Origin of the sequence: Thiorhodovibrio frisius (assembly GCF_033954835.1) — a bacterium.
GTDB lineage: Bacteria > Pseudomonadota > Gammaproteobacteria > Chromatiales > Chromatiaceae > Thiorhodovibrio > Thiorhodovibrio frisius.
Genome location: NZ_CP121471.1, coordinates 2,071,480 through 2,086,495, shown reverse-complemented (window position 1 = coordinate 2,086,495; position 15,016 = coordinate 2,071,480). Strand labels below are relative to the sequence as shown.

The 15,016-nt window shown below is 60.7% G+C and carries 19 protein-coding genes and 1 tRNA gene; 16 read left to right on the top strand and 4 right to left on the bottom strand.

The window, feature by feature from the left end:
* The first annotated feature begins 7 nt into the window (after positions 1-7).
* The 14 genes from Thiofri_RS09795 (at position 8) to Thiofri_RS09730 (ending at position 9,070) form a co-directional block, all read left to right on the top strand.
* The gene (locus Thiofri_RS09795; protein WP_009151221.1) at positions 8-208 is read left to right on the top strand and encodes a helix-turn-helix domain-containing protein; all 201 of its coding nucleotides are present in this window, start codon (positions 8-10) and stop codon (positions 206-208) included.
* Positions 209-473: 265 nt separating this feature from the next.
* The gene (locus Thiofri_RS09790) at positions 474-983 is read left to right on the top strand and encodes a hypothetical protein (RefSeq protein WP_009151220.1); all 510 of its coding nucleotides are present in this window, start codon (positions 474-476) and stop codon (positions 981-983) included.
* A complete protein-coding gene (locus Thiofri_RS09785) occupies positions 976-1,158 on the top strand; it encodes a hypothetical protein (RefSeq protein ID WP_009151219.1) in 183 nt (60 codons plus the stop codon). Before Thiofri_RS09790 ends, Thiofri_RS09785 begins: the two co-directional genes overlap by 8 nt.
* Positions 1,145-3,610 carry a YfjI family protein gene (locus Thiofri_RS09780; protein ID WP_009151218.1) on the top strand — a complete coding sequence of 822 codons (2,466 nt, stop codon included), beginning with the start codon at positions 1,145-1,147 and terminating at the stop codon, positions 3,608-3,610. The genes Thiofri_RS09785 and Thiofri_RS09780 overlap by 14 nt, the downstream gene beginning before the upstream one ends.
* 347 nt (positions 3,611-3,957) lie before the next feature.
* Positions 3,958-4,230 (top strand): hypothetical protein, encoded by a 273-nt coding sequence (locus tag Thiofri_RS09775; RefSeq protein ID WP_040857607.1) that lies wholly within the window; start codon positions 3,958-3,960, stop codon positions 4,228-4,230.
* A 22-nt stretch (positions 4,231-4,252) separates the two neighbouring features.
* Positions 4,253-4,450, top strand: coding sequence for a sigma factor-like helix-turn-helix DNA-binding protein (locus Thiofri_RS09770; protein ID WP_083848583.1), 198 nt, complete (start codon positions 4,253-4,255; stop codon positions 4,448-4,450).
* Between the two features lie 9 nt (positions 4,451-4,459).
* A complete protein-coding gene (locus Thiofri_RS09765; protein WP_009151216.1) occupies positions 4,460-4,822 on the top strand; it encodes a hypothetical protein in 363 nt (120 codons plus the stop codon).
* A gap of 12 nt (positions 4,823-4,834) precedes the next feature.
* Positions 4,835-5,065: a hypothetical protein gene (locus Thiofri_RS09760; protein ID WP_009151215.1), complete on the top strand. Its 231-nt coding sequence runs from the start codon at positions 4,835-4,837 to the stop codon at positions 5,063-5,065.
* A gap of 168 nt (positions 5,066-5,233) precedes the next feature.
* Positions 5,234-5,536: a hypothetical protein gene (locus Thiofri_RS09755; protein WP_143742036.1), complete on the top strand. Its 303-nt coding sequence runs from the start codon at positions 5,234-5,236 to the stop codon at positions 5,534-5,536.
* A gap of 1,110 nt (positions 5,537-6,646) precedes the next feature.
* Entirely contained in the window at positions 6,647-6,892 is a 246-nt protein-coding gene (locus Thiofri_RS09750) for a hypothetical protein (protein ID WP_009151213.1), read from the top strand.
* 100 nt (positions 6,893-6,992) lie between these two features.
* Positions 6,993-7,709 carry a transcriptional regulator gene (locus tag Thiofri_RS09745; RefSeq protein ID WP_190275874.1) on the top strand — a complete coding sequence of 239 codons (717 nt, stop codon included), beginning with the start codon at positions 6,993-6,995 and terminating at the stop codon, positions 7,707-7,709.
* A gap of 136 nt (positions 7,710-7,845) precedes the next feature.
* On the top strand, positions 7,846-8,328 hold the full coding sequence (locus Thiofri_RS09740; RefSeq protein ID WP_009151211.1) for a DUF5681 domain-containing protein: 483 nt from the start codon (positions 7,846-7,848) through the stop codon (positions 8,326-8,328).
* Positions 8,325-8,513 (top strand): hypothetical protein, encoded by a 189-nt coding sequence (locus Thiofri_RS09735; protein WP_009151210.1) that lies wholly within the window; start codon positions 8,325-8,327, stop codon positions 8,511-8,513. Before Thiofri_RS09740 ends, Thiofri_RS09735 begins: the two co-directional genes overlap by 4 nt.
* Positions 8,507-9,070, top strand: a complete 564-nt coding sequence (locus tag Thiofri_RS09730; protein WP_009151209.1) for a hypothetical protein — start codon at positions 8,507-8,509, stop codon at positions 9,068-9,070. The genes Thiofri_RS09735 and Thiofri_RS09730 overlap by 7 nt, the downstream gene beginning before the upstream one ends.
* A 152-nt stretch (positions 9,071-9,222) precedes the next feature.
* Here the strand turns inward: Thiofri_RS09730 and Thiofri_RS09725 are convergent.
* A tRNA-Thr gene (locus tag Thiofri_RS09725) sits at positions 9,223-9,298 on the bottom strand.
* A 43-nt stretch (positions 9,299-9,341) separates the two neighbouring features.
* Positions 9,342-10,163 carry a cytochrome C assembly family protein gene (locus Thiofri_RS09720; RefSeq protein ID WP_009151208.1) on the bottom strand — a complete coding sequence of 274 codons (822 nt, stop codon included), beginning with the start codon at positions 10,161-10,163 and terminating at the stop codon, positions 9,342-9,344.
* Between the two features lie 128 nt (positions 10,164-10,291).
* Here Thiofri_RS09720 and ffh point away from each other — a divergent pair, with 128 nt between their 5' ends.
* The gene (ffh, locus tag Thiofri_RS09715; RefSeq protein ID WP_009151207.1) at positions 10,292-11,722 is read left to right on the top strand and encodes a signal recognition particle protein; all 1,431 of its coding nucleotides are present in this window, start codon (positions 10,292-10,294) and stop codon (positions 11,720-11,722) included.
* Positions 11,723-11,800: 78 nt separating this feature from the next.
* On the opposite strand, the gene purU is transcribed toward ffh, so the two are convergent.
* Positions 11,801-12,655 (bottom strand): formyltetrahydrofolate deformylase, encoded by an 855-nt coding sequence (purU, locus tag Thiofri_RS09710; protein WP_009151206.1) that lies wholly within the window; start codon positions 12,653-12,655, stop codon positions 11,801-11,803.
* Between the two features lie 116 nt (positions 12,656-12,771).
* Between purU and Thiofri_RS09705 the strand changes: the two genes are divergently transcribed.
* The gene (locus tag Thiofri_RS09705) at positions 12,772-13,479 is read left to right on the top strand and encodes a hypothetical protein (RefSeq protein WP_009151205.1); all 708 of its coding nucleotides are present in this window, start codon (positions 12,772-12,774) and stop codon (positions 13,477-13,479) included.
* 38 nt (positions 13,480-13,517) lie between these two features.
* Here the strand turns inward: Thiofri_RS09705 and Thiofri_RS09700 are convergent, their stop codons facing one another.
* On the bottom strand, positions 13,518-15,005 hold the full coding sequence (locus Thiofri_RS09700) for a mannose-1-phosphate guanylyltransferase/mannose-6-phosphate isomerase (protein ID WP_009151204.1): 1,488 nt from the start codon (positions 15,003-15,005) through the stop codon (positions 13,518-13,520).
* Between the last annotated feature and the right edge of the window lie 11 nt (positions 15,006-15,016).

The window sequence follows — 15,016 nt, the reverse complement described above, 5'->3', positions numbered from 1 at the left end:
GACAACTATGGCGTTAGAAGGCGAATACCTAGAGGAAGACAGCGCCGCCGCGTACCTCGGAGTCACACGGCGGACTCTGCAACGCTGGTGGTCTGAGCGCATCGGCCCGCCCCGGACCTACATTGGCCGCAAGCCGTGGTATCGGCGCGCCGCGCTGCAAAAGTGGCTGCTCGACAACGAGCGGACACCCGCGCGGGAGGCCGCGTGATGAAAGCTGCGCACAAAAAAGCCCATGCTGGCACATGGGCTGAATTTTGGTCTATGATTAAACCGTCTGCCGGGCGCTACCAACGCCCGACAGCAAAGCCCACCTCCGACTGATTACGGCAGTCTCAAGATGAACACCGGCCTCAATAGTGTAGCAATCCGCCCGCCTGGCGTCATGCCAAGGTGGCGTTTTCGCTTGCCTTCCGGTTGTCCATCCTCCTGCCCGCCTCAGTCGGTCCTTTCGATCATCAATCGGAGACCGACACATGCTATCCGTTCATTCCCATTCTGCTGGCCAGATCGTAGTAGTAGACCCGAGCGACCCGCGCGCTGGCGCCCGCTGGCCGTCTGACGCTGTAGCACTCGAACAGTCCCACGAAGGCAACAACAACCCGTTGTTTTTCGTGGTTGGCCACCAAGCTGACCCCAAGCGGGTAGCACAGGCTGCCATCGACCGCCTGCCGACACTTCTGTGCGAAATCGCAGACCCCGCGCTGACCACCTTGCGGCAGGTCACCGGACAGCCAACCACCGCCCTGGCGCTGGATAAGGCCGAGCTGATCGAGTTGATTCAACGCGCGGAATCCCAGCTGTTGCTCGCGATGATCAATGTCAGTAAGGCCGATGCCACCACGGAGCGCCCACTGATGCTGGCCGCGCTGGCTCGCGCCATGGACGGGCTGGAGACCGACGACATCGCCGAGGAGACCGGCCTAGCCCCGGAAACCTGCGATGAGATCGTCGCCATCTGGCGGGAGGAGGCCAACCATGAGTAGAGGCCGCAAATCCACCGGCCGCCGCCGCCAGCGCCGCGATAAGCAGGCCAGCCGATGGCCCGGCACCGGCCATGAAAAAGCCCGGGAGCGCACCACCGCCGCCCGGGCTTGGGATCAAGACACCACCGACACCGCCACACCCACCACAGGAGGGCACCGTCATGGGAGAGTTTAGCATCTCCAACGCGGATTTTCTCAAAGCGGTTTTTCACACCATCCCCGAGGGCGCCGCGCCCGTGGTCGTGGGTTTCCATGGCGATCCGCACAAGGTCGCAAAGTCACATTGGGCGACCTATCCCGTTAATGGCTCGCTGCCCGCCTGCCTGGCACCCGGCACGAATCAGTATTTCTCGACCGCATCAGTCAGGCCGGATGAGAGCGGAAGGTTCTCACGCAGGAACCCAGCAGCGGTGCATGCACTGGTGATTGACGATGTTGGCAGCAACGGGAAAGTTGACCGCGATCTAATCACCATCCCGCCATCGTGGGAACTGGAGACTTCACCGGACAACGCTCAACTCGGATTCATCCTTGACCGCCCTATCACCGACCTGGACCTGTTTCAGCGCGTGCTGAAGGCACTCAAGGCCAAGGGGTACACCGATCCCAACGGCAACAACCCCGTGCGCCTGGTGCGCTTACCCGAGGGAGTCAACGCCAAGGCTTCCGTGATTGACCATCATGGCGAGCCGTTCCCCGGAGCCGTCTGGGTATGGGCACCAGAGCTGCGCTATGCGCTGCCCGATCTCGTTACCGGCCTTGGGCTGAAACTGGACGATGCGCCCAAGCCAAGCGCTGAGCCACCGGCGCCGGAACCTGGTGAGTGGGATCAGGCCAAGGCCCGCAAAATCGCATGGGACGCTGCAAGACGAACGCACGACAACCCACAGGCCAGCCGTCACGGCGAAATCTTCAAGATGGGCGCCTTCGCCGCGCGCGATGGGCTGCCCCAGGCTGCGCTGGAATCCATGCTCAAGGAGTTCGTGGAGCTCATGCGCGCCGCCGATACCAACGGCGAGCCGGCCGAGGTGAACTGGGCATCAGAACGCGCGGCGATCCGCGATGGCTGGGCCAATGGCGCCAAGGACCGAAAAAAAGCATGGACCTATTCGCCCCCTAATTCTGAGGCCGCCCCAGCCCCCCCGGACCTGCCAGAGCCGACGCCCTTACCGAGCCTGCCGGCGGTTCCAGAGCTGCCGCTAGACATCCTCCCAGATGCCCTCAGACCGTGGGTGGAAGACTGCGCAGACCGCGCGCGATTCCCGGCTGATTTTGTTGCCATCGCTGGCATGGTGTCTCTGGGATCAGTTGTTGGCCGCCGCATCGGCATCAGACTCAAGCGCGACGACGACTGGACGGAATACCCCAATGTCTGGGGATTGAATATCGGCCCACCGTCTGCACTCAAGAGCCCCGCCGCCGGGCAGGCATTGAAGCCGCTCAAGCGCCTGCAAGTCACAGCCGACGAAAGCAACGCCCAAGCCAGTGCCGCGCACGAGGCTGAGATGGAGGGCTACCAGCTTCGCAAGGCCGCCGTCAAGAAGGACAACGCCAAAAAACTGAGCAAAGACCCCGGCGCCAAGATTGAGCCGTTCACCGAGCCACCGCCCGATGCGCCGCCGAAAATGACCTACTGGACAAGTAACGCGACCGCAGAAGCGCTTGGCGTCTTGCTGGCCGAAAATCCCAACGGGCTTTTGGTCGAGCGCGATGAAATCTCGGCTCTGCTGAAAGACCTTGAAGACGATGCTAACGCCACCGCGCGCGGGCTCTACCTCTCAGGCTGGAGCGGCAAGGAGGGCTATCGCTTCGACCGCATCATCAGAGGCACAACCACACTGCCCAAGTACGCCCTGAGCGTTTTTGGTGGCATCCAGCCCGGCCCTTTGTCTCGCTATGTCCGTGGAGCCGCTACTGGCGACCGCGCCGATGGACTGTTGCAGCGCTTCCAACTCGCCACCTGGCCCGATCCAGTGGGGTTCGAGTATGTTGACCGCGCCCCCAATGCCAACGCCCGAGAAGAGGCATTTAACCTGTTTTCGCGCACCGATTCGCTTGACTTCAATTTCATTGGGCACCCAGACCGATTCGATGATGACGTGAAGTTTGTTCGGTTGCAGCCCAGCGCACAGGAGTTATTCATTGAATGGTACACCGCATTCATGCTCGAACGCCGTGCCAATGAAGCCAACCGCGCCGAGTCTGAATCATTGGCCGCCCATCTCGGCAAATACCCAGGGCTACTCGGCAAGATCGCACTGATTCTGCATATCGCTGATGACTACCAGACTCAAGCTGTATCACAGCGCACCCTGATGAAAGCGCTCGCCTGGCTGGAATATCTCGCCCCCCATGCCGAGCGCATCTATCACGCCGCCGAATCGCCCGAGACCACCGCCGCGAACCTGTTGCTCGCCAGACTGCGCAAGCCTGGCATGCCCACCCAGTTTCGGGCTTGGGAGATCGTTCGCAACGGCTGGCATGGCCTGACGGATCGCGATGCCGTTAAGCGCGCATGCCGACTATTGTACGAGTACGGCTGGCTGATCGAGATCCCCCAGGACACCAGCGGACCCGGACGCAAGCCGGACGCGCTTTACAGTGTGAACCCGCGCGCTGGTGTGTAACCGTGGCCGCGCTTACCCCTACCCCATACCTGGATCGGCTGCGAGGCGAAAATGAGAAAAAAAACGCCCCACCCCGAACTGCAAAAACTGCAAAAACTAATTTACGCAGTTTTTGCAGTTCCCCCCCTGGCGTTTTTCAATCGCATTTTTCGCCAGCACCCAAAATCCAGGCACCCAAGTCCAGCCCCAAAAACCGGCAACAGGAACAAGCCAAGGAGCACGGACTAGGGGCTATCGACCGTTACCGCGTAACAACGTGGCTCGACCAGATAGGCGAGCCCGATCCCCAGGCCCGCGCGCAATACCTGGCCGCATGTTCGCGCGCCCCGAAAGCACTCGCCTGGACCTTGCGCGAGCTGGCCGCCGCCCCAGCGCCTGCACCCAAGCCCGCCGCCGCTCCCAAGCCGCAAGATCAGCCCGAGCCGCCCGCCCTGACCGAAGCCAAAGCCAAGGCGACCGAGGCCCATCGGCTGTATCTCGACCACCTGATGCGCGCCCCTGCTACCGGTTGCGGCTGCTGTACCAACTTGGGCGCACTCCAGGCCCGGTTCTGCCCCGATGGCGCCCGGTTGCGCGAAGCCTACGTCCAGGCCGCGCGCGATGCCGAGCCTAGCCGATAGATAAACGAATGAGGCCGCGAACATGCACATCACGCCCGTCATGGATCACGAAGAAATCGCCGAGCAACTTGGAATCAGCGTTATTCGCGTGAAAAACATCGAAAAGAAAGCGCTCGCGAAATTGAAAAGATATATGGAACGGCACTTCCCGATAGAGCCCGATGAATTAGTCGAGACTATCGGGCATTCATCCTTAATAGCAAAGACACCACACCAATGAGGCACCACAATGAATTTATCCTGTACCTACCCAGGCAATAAACCGCCCTATGTCAAAGATGACAAACGCTGGTTTGTCCTTAACGCCCACCGCCGCGCGCGCGTGCGCAAGCCCGGACGTGGCGAGCTGGCCGAGCTTGGTGTCTCCAATACCGGGCAGACCGCACCGGCCCGCGTGATAGTCCTGCGCACCGCCTTGAATATGCGCGCGCGCCGCGTGGTATTTGATCGGCGCATAAATGATGCGAGCAGCGATCAGGAAATCATCGGCTACCTGCGAGCCCAGGGCTTTGATTACCCGCCCAAGCGCGCGGACGTGGACCCGATGCGCCTGGCACTCGAGCTTGATCGACTTGGCGTAGCGGCATTCTGACGGGAGGCACCAATGGACACCACCACGGACCTATACCGCCCCGAGCTGCCGCCGCATATCGAGGATTCGTTAATCGCCCTGATGGATAATGAAAGCGAGTTCGAGCATTGGTGGCGAACGCGCGTCGGGGATGATGGACAAATCGAAACCCGCGAACGAAAGCAGATTGCCGGCGATCTTTGGATTCAGATTCGCGACCTGCTGCAACTGGCGATGATGCCAGCGAATAGCACCTTGCATTGATGGCGAGGCTTGCGAGACAGGCAAGGGAGCGGAGTATATCGAGAGGGTGAAGCGCTGAGAGCTTTTCGGAGCGAGGTGTTTGAGGCGGCTGACACCCATGGCGGGAAGCGGGATGGGGCAGGCAGGAAGGCTGAAGGTGACGATGGTAATCAAGTTGATAATATCAACTTGAAAAGGGCCAAGAAGAAAAGCGGCACAGACCCCGAATACATCATCGCCCGCCTAAAGCGCGATGCCGAGACCGACCCCAAGGCCAAAGCCCGGTTCGCCATTGCAGCACCAGCATGGCATCATGGCCGCGCGCGTGCCCCTGGTGGCGGAGCCGACTGCCGTTATCTGTCAGGCACCGATCCACCGCCGGCACCCTGTCGGTTGCGCGCGCACCGCCCAAACATGGCACAATCCCACCCGCGCGCGCTCAAAGCCGAGGACCGCGCCCGGTTTGCTCCGACTCTCTCGCGCGCCATGTAAACTGTGCCGCGAGCGCGCGCATTTTCCCGCCCCATAGCGCGCCAACGCAAATCCGCACTGGCCGTGGTGGCTGACCCGCGCGCGCGAGGAATCCGACAGTTATCCAAATTTTTCTGAGGCCGTACAAGAGGAGCCACCGCCTCCCCGGCGCCGCGCTCATTGCGCCAATTAACAATTTTCGAGTCAACAAAAAAGGAGAAAGTCGAGCCACCGCCTCCCCGTCGCCGCGCTCATTGCGCCAGCCATCCCCAGGCCCTGCGCCAATCCAACTCTGGGGAGTCCTATTTCGAGCGCTACGGTTTCGCCGTGCCCCTGCCGAGGGCAAGGCCCTGAGTCGCCAGCGCGCCGCCCTGGTGGCCATTGGAGCGCTCGCGCGAGATCGGCGCCCATCCTGCCCTGAGCGCCAATCCCGCGCCCCCTGAGCCGTTCCCGCCAAGGGGTTTGCCAACGGTTTACCCCTTCACCGAAAGCGGCACAGCGGGCGTTCTGTAAGGCCGGTTTTTCCCAGGAAAGAGAAAAAGTCCGCTCGGGAGACATTTTCGCCGAGACTGACGAAATCAGCCGCTTGCGCGGGAAGCAGCATCAGTTGGAGAAGAAGGCCGCAAGCGGGAGGGTAGATCGGGATTTTTCGGGGGATCAAAATGACACCCCCAAAACCGCCGACAAGCTCGCCACTGAGTTCAATGTCAGTCCCGATTGACGGGAGCGCGATTCTGGCCTAGCCTTGTTTTGGGCGAAACGAGACCCTTGGAATAGTGATTCAGGCCAAGTTTCACGCATCGCCCGCCCCTTTATGCCCCCCGGTGGCTTGGTAGCCGGGACAACCCCGTCAAGCTCCGGGCTCATTCCCTGGTCAGGTTGATGGGGTTTTCTTTTGCCTGTCAGACTTACACGCTTTCAAACGCTGCGAAAATGTTACCCCCAGCGTTACCCCGCGCGCGCTTTCCAGCCTCAGACTGACAGAGAATCACCGCTTTTACTGCATTCATGGCACTGGTAGCACCTGACTACCAATCACCTGCTATCGGCTGTCGATTGTTTGACACTTGTTAAACTTGCCGCATTGGCCTAGTCTTATGGGAGGTCAACCACCACCCCGGAGTCAGGACAATGAGCGCAACCAAGACCACATGGGCGGTTCGCATCGATGCCGACGCCCGCATTCCTGAGCGCCTGGCCGCGCTCAAGCAGCACCCCGATGAAACGCTCGCCAGCGTGCTAGAGCGCGCCGTCACCCACCTGGAGCACTGGCTTGCCGAGGATTCCAGCGACCGTTACAGCTTCGCCGCTGTTGCCGCTCGCTTGGCCGCGCTGGAGGGCCGCGTGGCGAGCCTGGAAGATCAGGAGCGCGGTTGAAACGCGACCCTTAGCCGTTACTGAGTAACGCCTTGACCGTTACTGAGTAACAGACTATCTTCACTGTTACTGAGTAACAACCGAGGTTAAGCAGATGGGCATGACCAACGCAGAACGCCAGCGCCGTTATCGCGAGCGGCACCTGAAGGACGTAGACGCCCAAGGCGAGCGCATCGCCCTGGTGGTCACTGTGCCAGCCAAGGCTGCGCTTACCCGGCTGGCAAGCTGGCATGGCACAACCCAGCGCCAAGCACTCGAGCGCGCGCTGATCGAGTCTCAGGCACGCATTATCAACACCCTTACCGGCGAGCAGCAAAACGCCTTCCATGATGGCAAGCTGACAGCTAGCGCGTTACCGAGTAACGGACACCCCGAGCCGTTACAGGGTAACGACACCCCAGCGCACGATGCCAAGATTAAGCGCCTGCGCAGCACTGTTTCCGGGTTGCTCCAAACCGAGGAAGCGCTGCATAAAGAAATTCGCGAGCTACGCGCGCATCTGAAAAACCGGGACGCTCAGATCGAGCATCAAAAGACAATGCGGGCAGTGGTCGAGCGCGAGCGCGATATGGCAAAGGCTGAAGTCTCCCGGCTGAAAAGCGCAGCACCAGTGACAGCACCCGATGCTGACAAGGTGGCAAGCCCGTTACCGAGTAACGAGACAGCAAAGCGGACTGAGCCGTTACCGAGTAACAAAGCCGAGCGCGACCAAGCCATCCGGGAGGCCAAGGCCGCGCACCCTGAAAAGAGCAACTATCAGCTTGCGCGCGAGTTCGACACCAGCGAGCCGACCGTTCGCCGCGCGCTTAAGGGCTGATCAGCGCCCGGAAATCCGCCATCGTCGCCCCTTGGTGGCTTGGATACTGGACGCGCACGGAAAACGCCCTGATCGCCGCCTGAACTTAGCGTGATACTGGCCACCTGTAGTCACACACGCGATCAGGAGGCCAGCTATGGCAACGACACGAGACCCGAAAGGGCGATTCAGGGCGGGCACCAGCGGCAACAAAGCCGGACGCCCGCCCGGCAGTGGGTCATCGCCCGGCGTCTTGCTCCGCCGCGAGATCGCCAAGCACGGACCCGTCCTGCTGAAAAAGATGCTCGCATCAGCCAAGGACGGGGACATGGACGCCCTGACATGGTTATTAGATCGGGTAATACCGAAGCTCAGAGCCGAGCCCGCGCCCGTCCATGTTGACCTGACCGGCGCCGCCCAGGAGATCAGCACCCGTCTACTGACCGCCGTGTCTGACGGGAGCATCGCGCCGGAGACAGCGACGGAGCTGCTGACACTGGTGCGTGAGACCACCGCCACCGACACCACCGCGCCGCCTGACCTGACCGTGCTGGATCGCATGTTCGACGATGCCGTCGCCAAAGCTCAGGCCGACCGGGACGCCTTGCGAGCCGAGCGTGGGCAGGAGGGCATCGCATGACGACCATCGCCAAACGAGAGCCTGACGCCACCATGGCAGGGATGGTCCGACTCGCCCGCCTGGCTGACGCCCATCAAAGCGAAATCCGCGCCGCGCTGGAGGCTGTCCTCGACCGTCTCGAGCGCATTGAAAGCAAGGTATCTACCACACCCCACCAGCCCCAGGAGGGCACAAGAAAATGCTGACTTTCTCACTCCAAGAGGCCGCCGAAGCCACCCGCCGAATCCGCCCTGGTGGCGACTTGGGCCGGACGTGGCACGATCTAAAACTGGTCATGCGCGACCTGGCCGAACTGCCGGCACGCGAGCCGCTGGCGGTTCTGTGTCATGCACACGAGAGCTACCCCGCCACAAGCTACGGCACCGCGCTCGCGAAACTGACGGACCAGCTTATCCGGCTGCGGGATGAGATCGCCTTGATTGGCGATTCCATGCGCCTTGAGCATGCCGCTGAGCGCTCTTCCATGTCCTTCAAAATTAAAGCTGCGTTTCGCCGCCAAGATGAAATTCGTACCGAGCTCGACCGCATCGAGCACCAGTCTCGCTGCGGGCAGGCCGGCATTAACGACCGCCGCCGGGTTTTGCGCGATGCGGGAGTCTCTGTCTCTGAGATCGAGCGCGTGCTGCCGGGAGTTTCGACGGATGAACTGGATCGCCAGCGCGCCCGATTGATCGAAGAGCGCAATCGCATTCGCGCATTCCTTCATTCTTATGACGACACCGAGTGGGATGAGGCCGCCTAGTTGATCTCGGTCAACATCGACCCTGGAGACCCGGCCATGGCGCCGGGTTTTTTGTGCCAGCCGCCAAAAAAGTTTTTCGTGGCTGAAGTGGGGCAAAACTGGGGCACGCTCGAAAACGCGATTTTCGGAAGAGCTGTAAGTGTTTGAAAATATGGAGCCGATGAGCGGATTTGAACCGCTGACCTACTGATTACGAATCAGTTGCTCTACCAACTGAGCTACATCGGCTGGGGAGGCGGTAGATTATACCGAAAACGGCGCTGGCTGTGGGTCAGGTGCCGATGGTGCGGTGGAGGATGAGTTCGAGCACCAGTTTGCTACCGAAGTAGGAAAGTAGCAGGATGATGAAGCCGCTTAGGGTGCCGATGATAGCTTTGCGGCCGCGCCAGCCCCAGAGTTTGCGCCCGAGTAGCAGGCCGCCGAAGATCATCCAGGCAAAGACCGAGAGCACGGTCTTGTGCACCAAGTGCTGGGCAAAGAGGTTGTCGAGGAAGGCAACACCGCTGAGTAGCGCCAGGGTGAGCAGCATGAAGCCGACGCTGATCATCTCAAATAGCAGGGCTTCCATGGTCATAAGCGGCGGCAGCGAGCGTATGAAGCCGTTGGGCTGGCGCTTGCGCAGGTAGTGGTCTTGCACCGCAAGCAGCAGGGCTTGCACGCTGGCGAGTGTGAGCAGACTGTAGGCGAGCATCGACAGCAACACGTGCAGCTTGAGCATCCAGCTTGTGTTCTCTGCCATGAAGCCGACATGGGGATAGACGGCATCGAGCAGGATGGTCAGTGCCGCCACGGGCAGTAGCACGATACCAAGGTTCTCGACCGGTTTGTTGATGCTTGGCACCAGCAGAGCGCCTATCACTGTCCAGGAGGCGAGCGACAGGGCATTGAAGAAGGCGAGATTCAAGCCCGCGCTGCTGAAGATGGTTTGATACAGTAGCCAGGTGTGCAGCATAAAGCCCGCGAACGCGGCCCCCAGCGCGACGACTCGCGGCGGCACAGTCGCACGATCACGCATGAACAGACGATAGGAAATCAGGGCTGTGGCCACGAGGTATAGGCCAATGCTGAGAGAGGCTAGGACTGGCTGCTTCATAGTGTCATCATCTCACAAAGCCTGCTGATGGAAAACGCAGCCCGCAGTGGTGCGATTTTCCCAACCGGCAGGTTGTCACAAACTACATTATAGGGAGGTTTGCCGCGCAAGGCGCGGCACGCGTACTGATGTTCGATACCCTTCAGGAACGTTTTGGCGAGGTCATCAAGAGTCTGCGCGGTCAAGCGCGGCTGACAGAAGATAATATCAAGGAAAGCCTGCGCGAAGTGCGTAAAGCGCTACTTGAGGCCGACGTGGCGCTGCCGGTGGTGCGCAGCTTTGTTGATCAAGTGCGCGAGCAGGCGCTCGGGGCCGAGGTCACTAAGAGTCTGACACCCGGACAGGTGCTGATCAAGATCGTTAACGACGAATTGGTCAGCCTGATGGGCGAGGCCAACGAGGCACTGGACCTGAGCGCCCAGCCTCCGGCGATCATTTTAATGGCTGGCTTGCAGGGCTCGGGCAAGACCACCAGCACCGCCAAGCTTGCCCGCTTTCTGCAGGAACGGCACAAAAAGAAGGTCATGCTAGCAAGCTGCGACGTCTACCGCCCGGCCGCCATCGACCAGCTTCGCACCCTGGCCGATGAAGTCGGCGCCAGCTTCTTCCCCAGCACCGGTGCGGATCAACCACTCACCATCGCCAAGCAGGCCACCGAGGCGGCGCGCAAGCAATTCCAGGACGTCCTCATCATCGACACCGCCGGTCGGCTTGGTATCGATGAGGCCATGATGGCCGAGATTCGCGGGCTGCATGCCGCGCTTAAACCGGTCGAGACCCTGTTCGTGGTCGACAGCATGACGGGCCAGGATGCAGCCAACACCGCCAAGGCGTTCAACGAGGCGCTGCCGCTGACCGGTGTGATTCTGACCAAGGCCGATGGCGATGCACGCGGCGGCGCAGCGCTGTCGATCCGCCAGATTACCGGCAAGCCAATCAAATTCCTCGGTGTGGGCGAGAAAACCGCCGCGCTTGAGCCCTTTCACCCCGAGCGCGTGGCCTCGCGCATTCTCGGCATGGGCGACGTGGTCTCCCTGGTCGAGGAGATGCAGCAGAAGGTCGACCACGAGAAAGCCGAGAAGCTGGCGAAAAAACTCCACAAGGGCAAAGGCTTCGACCTGACCGACTTCCGCGATCAACTCCAGCAGATGAACAAGCTTGGCGGCATGAGCGGGCTGATGGACAAGCTGCCGGGCATGGGCCAGATCCCCGACAAGGTCAAAAAGCAGGTCAATGACAAAGAGATGACCAAGTTGATTGCAATCGTGGACTCCATGACCCTGAAAGAACGCAGCTACCCGCAGATTATTAAAGGGTCACGCCGTCGGCGCATCGCCATGGGCTCCGGCACCCAGGTGCAGGATGTGAATAAACTGCTCAAGCAGTTTACCCAGATGCAAAAAATGATGAAAAAAATGAAAGGCGGCGGCATGGCCAAGATGATGCGCCAGATGCAGGGGCAAATGCCCGGGGGCCTCCCGCCTGGTGGCGGTTTTCCTCCGGGTGGCGGTTTTCCTCCAGGTGGTGGCTTTCCGCCTGGCGGAGGCATGCCTTTTTAGGGTGCGCAAGGGGACAGTGACGGCATCGGTATTATCCCTGCTCGGTCAATCAATTCGCCTCTGCTCTCCTGCCCTGTCTCAGGCAAAAACAATGGTCTTGTTGCCGTGCACCAGCACCCGGTCTTCCAGGTGGTAGCGCAGCCCGCGCGCCAGGACCATTTTTTCGACATCGCGTCCGAGGCGGACCATATCCTCGACCGTGTTGTGGTGATTCACCCGCACCACGTCTTGTTCGATGATAGGGCCGGCATCCAGCTCTCTAGTCACATAGTGGCAGGTCGCGCCGATCAGCTTCACGCCGCGCTCGGATGCCTGATGGTACGGCCTGGCCCCGACAAAAGACGGCAAGAAACTGTGATGGATATTGATGATGCGCGCCGGATACTCCGCGCACAACTCCGGCGGTAGGATTTGCATATAGCGCGCTAGCACAATCACATCGGCCCGCGCATCGCTGATACGCTCCCTGACTGCCGCGAAATGCTGATCCTTGTTGCCCGGGTCGACCGCCAGGTGATGGTAGGCAATGCCATGCCATTCAACATAGCCGCGCAGATCGTCATGGTTCGACAGCACCGCCGGAATCTCGCAGTCGAGTTCATGGCTGCGCCAGCGGTACAGTAGATCCGACAAGCAATGCGCCTGCTTGCTTGCCAGCAGCACCACACGGGGTTTGATGCCACTGTCGTTGATGAACCAGTGCATCCCAAAGCTTTGCGCGGTGAGCGCAAAGCGAGCGCGAAATTCTGCCAGCTCAAAGGGAATAGAATCCGCGCGCACGACATAGCGCATGAAAAACCACTGGCTACCGGGATCGGTATAATGGTGGGCTTCTGTGATCCAGCCCCCAAGTCGGGCGATAAAATCACTCACAGCCGCCACGATGCCCGCCTGATCGGGGCAGGAAATGACCAGACGATAGGTTCTTTCCATTAGAATTCTGTCTTATTCGGTGGTTTTTCGGGAAATTTTTCACATTCCGGGGACTTCCACATTGCAGCCCCCCCCCACATTCAAGCGGATGCCCGAGCATCCCGGAAGCGCGCCAAATGGACTTACCCTTTACTGACCGTCCGGGCCGTCGCGAACGCCAGCTTCAGCGTCGGCACAACAACCCGCTGTTTGCCTGGCCGCCCTGGATCGCCGAGCCAGAGGACCTGCTCGCCGCCCAGCGTGCTGATCATGCCGAACTCGAGACCTTCCGCACCTCATTTCGCGATCTGGTGCAACGCGCGATTGATCTGCCAGCAGACGCCGGCAGCGAGCAAGTGCTGAGTTTGAAGGAAGAACTCGAGCGCCACTACGAGCAGGCTTGCGGACTACCCGAGGACCAGAGTCAGCAAAAAGCGGCCATCAAAAAGCTGCTTGAGGTCATTATGCGGGTTCTGCATCGGCACAGCGACCATGATCCTGTCGCACGCCAGGAGTTGAGCGACGAGGCACAGGCCCGCGCGATTCACTTCCGGCTGCTCGAAAGCCCGCTGGTGGCCGATCTACTCGACCCGGACAGCCCCATCAGCGCGCACGAACTCCTGCCAGCGCTGCTGTCCTCCCCGGCCAGTGAGGTCGCAGCGGCGGTTGAACTCTTCGATGTCGAACAACTCAGGCTCCTGATCGACCAGAGCGAAACCCTGCTCAGCCAGTTGCACGGACACGGACTCAAGGGCACCAAGGCTCAGCAGCGCTTGGGCCTGATCCGCGAACGGCTCGAGCAATACGAGCCGCAAAGCCTCTGGCCGGACGACAGCCTGACTTAGCGGCAAAGACGAGCGCGCCAAACCAATAGCTGTCGCCGTCAGGATGTCTCTTCGGTGCGCTGATAGACATCTTCAAAACGCACAATGTCATCCTCGCCCAGATAGCTGCCGGACTGCACCTCGATGATCTCCAGCGGAATGGTTCCCGGGTTCTCGAGCCGATGACGGGCGCCAACCGGAATGTAGGTCGACTGATTTTCTGTTAGCAACTGGACCTGATCATCGCAAGTGACTTTCGCGGTGCCTGACACCACAATCCAGTGCTCGGCGCGGTGATGGTGCATTTGCAATGACAATGCGTGGCCTGGCTTGACCGTCAGGCGCTTAACCTGGTAGCGCGCACCCTTGTCGATGCCGCTAAAGGCACCCCATGGCCGATGCACGCGCTGATGATCTCGATGCTCGTTGCGCTTGGACTTACTTAAGAACTGAGTCACCGCTTTCACGTCCTGCGCGTGGTCTTTGTGCGCGACCAGCACAGCGTCAGCGGTCTCAACTACAATCAAGTCTTCCACCCCCACGGCTGCCAGCATGCGGTGCTTCGCCAGCAGCAGATTGTTGCGCGAGTCGTGCGCGAAAGCATCGCCATCGAGCACATTGCCCTGTTCATCGCGCTCGCGCACCTCCCACAGTGCCGACCAGGCACCCACATCCGACCAGCCCACATCCAGCGGCAGCAGTAGCAAGGGCGGATCATCGGCAGCCTTGCTGGCGCTTAAAGGTTCCATCACCGCATAGTCGATAGAATCGCTCGGGCAGGCGGCGAAAACCTCGGACGACACATGGATAAAGTTGTCGGCGTTGCGCTGATCCGCCAGCGCCGCGCGCACAGCGGTAGCCATGGCGGGACGAAAACGCTCGATAAGCGCAAGCCACAGCGATGCCTTTAGCATAAACAGGCCGCTGTTCCACAAGTACTCACCCGAGGCCAGATAGGCTTGCGCCTGCTCGACGTCGGGCTTCTCGACAAAGGCCTCGAGTCGGAAGGCACGCCCATTTAGCGCAGGCTGCTCCAAGCCAGCGCCTTGGCGCAGATAGCCGTAGCCGGTTTCTGGCTTGCTCGGCACAATTCCAAAAGTCACCACCGCGCCGTCGTCTGCGAGTTGCAGCCCATCGGCCACAGCGGCACGAAACCCCTGGTCGTTGGCGATCACATGATCAGCCGGCATCACCAGCAGCACTGGGTCAGCTCCGTCTGCGGTGGCTGTCAGCGCCGCAAGCGTGAGCGCCGGCGCAGTGTTGCGCCCGATCGGCTCCAGCACAATGGCCGCCAGATCACGCTCCATCAGCCGGAACTGCTCGGCCACCAGAAAGCGATGTGCTTGATTGCAAACCACAATGGGCGCGCGGTTCTCCATCGCAAGCTGCGGATGCTCCGCCGGCAGCCCATCGATGCGCCGCGCGGTTTCCTGCAGCATGGTGTGCTCGCTGGTCAGCGGCAAAAACTGTTTGGGATAGGCCTCTCTCGACAAAGGCCATAGCCTGGAACCCGAACCACCTGACAAAATCACCGGCTGTAGTAACATGCGCCCATCCA

Coding starts and splice junctions, on each gene's coding strand:
- Thiofri_RS09780 (WP_009151218.1), top strand. CDS start 1,145: ATGGGAGAGTTTAGCATCTCCAACGCGGATTTTCTCAAAGCGGTTTTT.
- Thiofri_RS09720 (WP_009151208.1), bottom strand. CDS start 10,163: ATGAAGCAGCCAGTCCTAGCCTCTCTCAGCATTGGCCTATACCTCGTG.
- Thiofri_RS09750 (WP_009151213.1), top strand. CDS start 6,647: ATGAGCGCAACCAAGACCACATGGGCGGTTCGCATCGATGCCGACGCC.
- Thiofri_RS09730 (WP_009151209.1), top strand. CDS start 8,507: ATGCTGACTTTCTCACTCCAAGAGGCCGCCGAAGCCACCCGCCGAATC.
- Thiofri_RS09705 (WP_009151205.1), top strand. CDS start 12,772: ATGGACTTACCCTTTACTGACCGTCCGGGCCGTCGCGAACGCCAGCTT.
- Thiofri_RS09760 (WP_009151215.1), top strand. CDS start 4,835: ATGGACACCACCACGGACCTATACCGCCCCGAGCTGCCGCCGCATATC.
- Thiofri_RS09795 (WP_009151221.1), top strand. CDS start 8: ATGGCGTTAGAAGGCGAATACCTAGAGGAAGACAGCGCCGCCGCGTAC.
- Thiofri_RS09770 (WP_083848583.1), top strand. CDS start 4,253: ATGCACATCACGCCCGTCATGGATCACGAAGAAATCGCCGAGCAACTT.
- ffh (WP_009151207.1), top strand. CDS start 10,292: ATGTTCGATACCCTTCAGGAACGTTTTGGCGAGGTCATCAAGAGTCTG.
- Thiofri_RS09765 (WP_009151216.1), top strand. CDS start 4,460: ATGAATTTATCCTGTACCTACCCAGGCAATAAACCGCCCTATGTCAAA.
- purU (WP_009151206.1), bottom strand. CDS start 12,655: ATGGAAAGAACCTATCGTCTGGTCATTTCCTGCCCCGATCAGGCGGGC.
- Thiofri_RS09700 (WP_009151204.1), bottom strand. CDS start 15,005: ATGTTACTACAGCCGGTGATTTTGTCAGGTGGTTCGGGTTCCAGGCTA.
- Thiofri_RS09735 (WP_009151210.1), top strand. CDS start 8,325: ATGACGACCATCGCCAAACGAGAGCCTGACGCCACCATGGCAGGGATG.
- Thiofri_RS09785 (WP_009151219.1), top strand. CDS start 976: ATGAGTAGAGGCCGCAAATCCACCGGCCGCCGCCGCCAGCGCCGCGAT.
- Thiofri_RS09740 (WP_009151211.1), top strand. CDS start 7,846: ATGGCAACGACACGAGACCCGAAAGGGCGATTCAGGGCGGGCACCAGC.
- Thiofri_RS09790 (WP_009151220.1), top strand. CDS start 474: ATGCTATCCGTTCATTCCCATTCTGCTGGCCAGATCGTAGTAGTAGAC.
- Thiofri_RS09745 (WP_190275874.1), top strand. CDS start 6,993: ATGACCAACGCAGAACGCCAGCGCCGTTATCGCGAGCGGCACCTGAAG.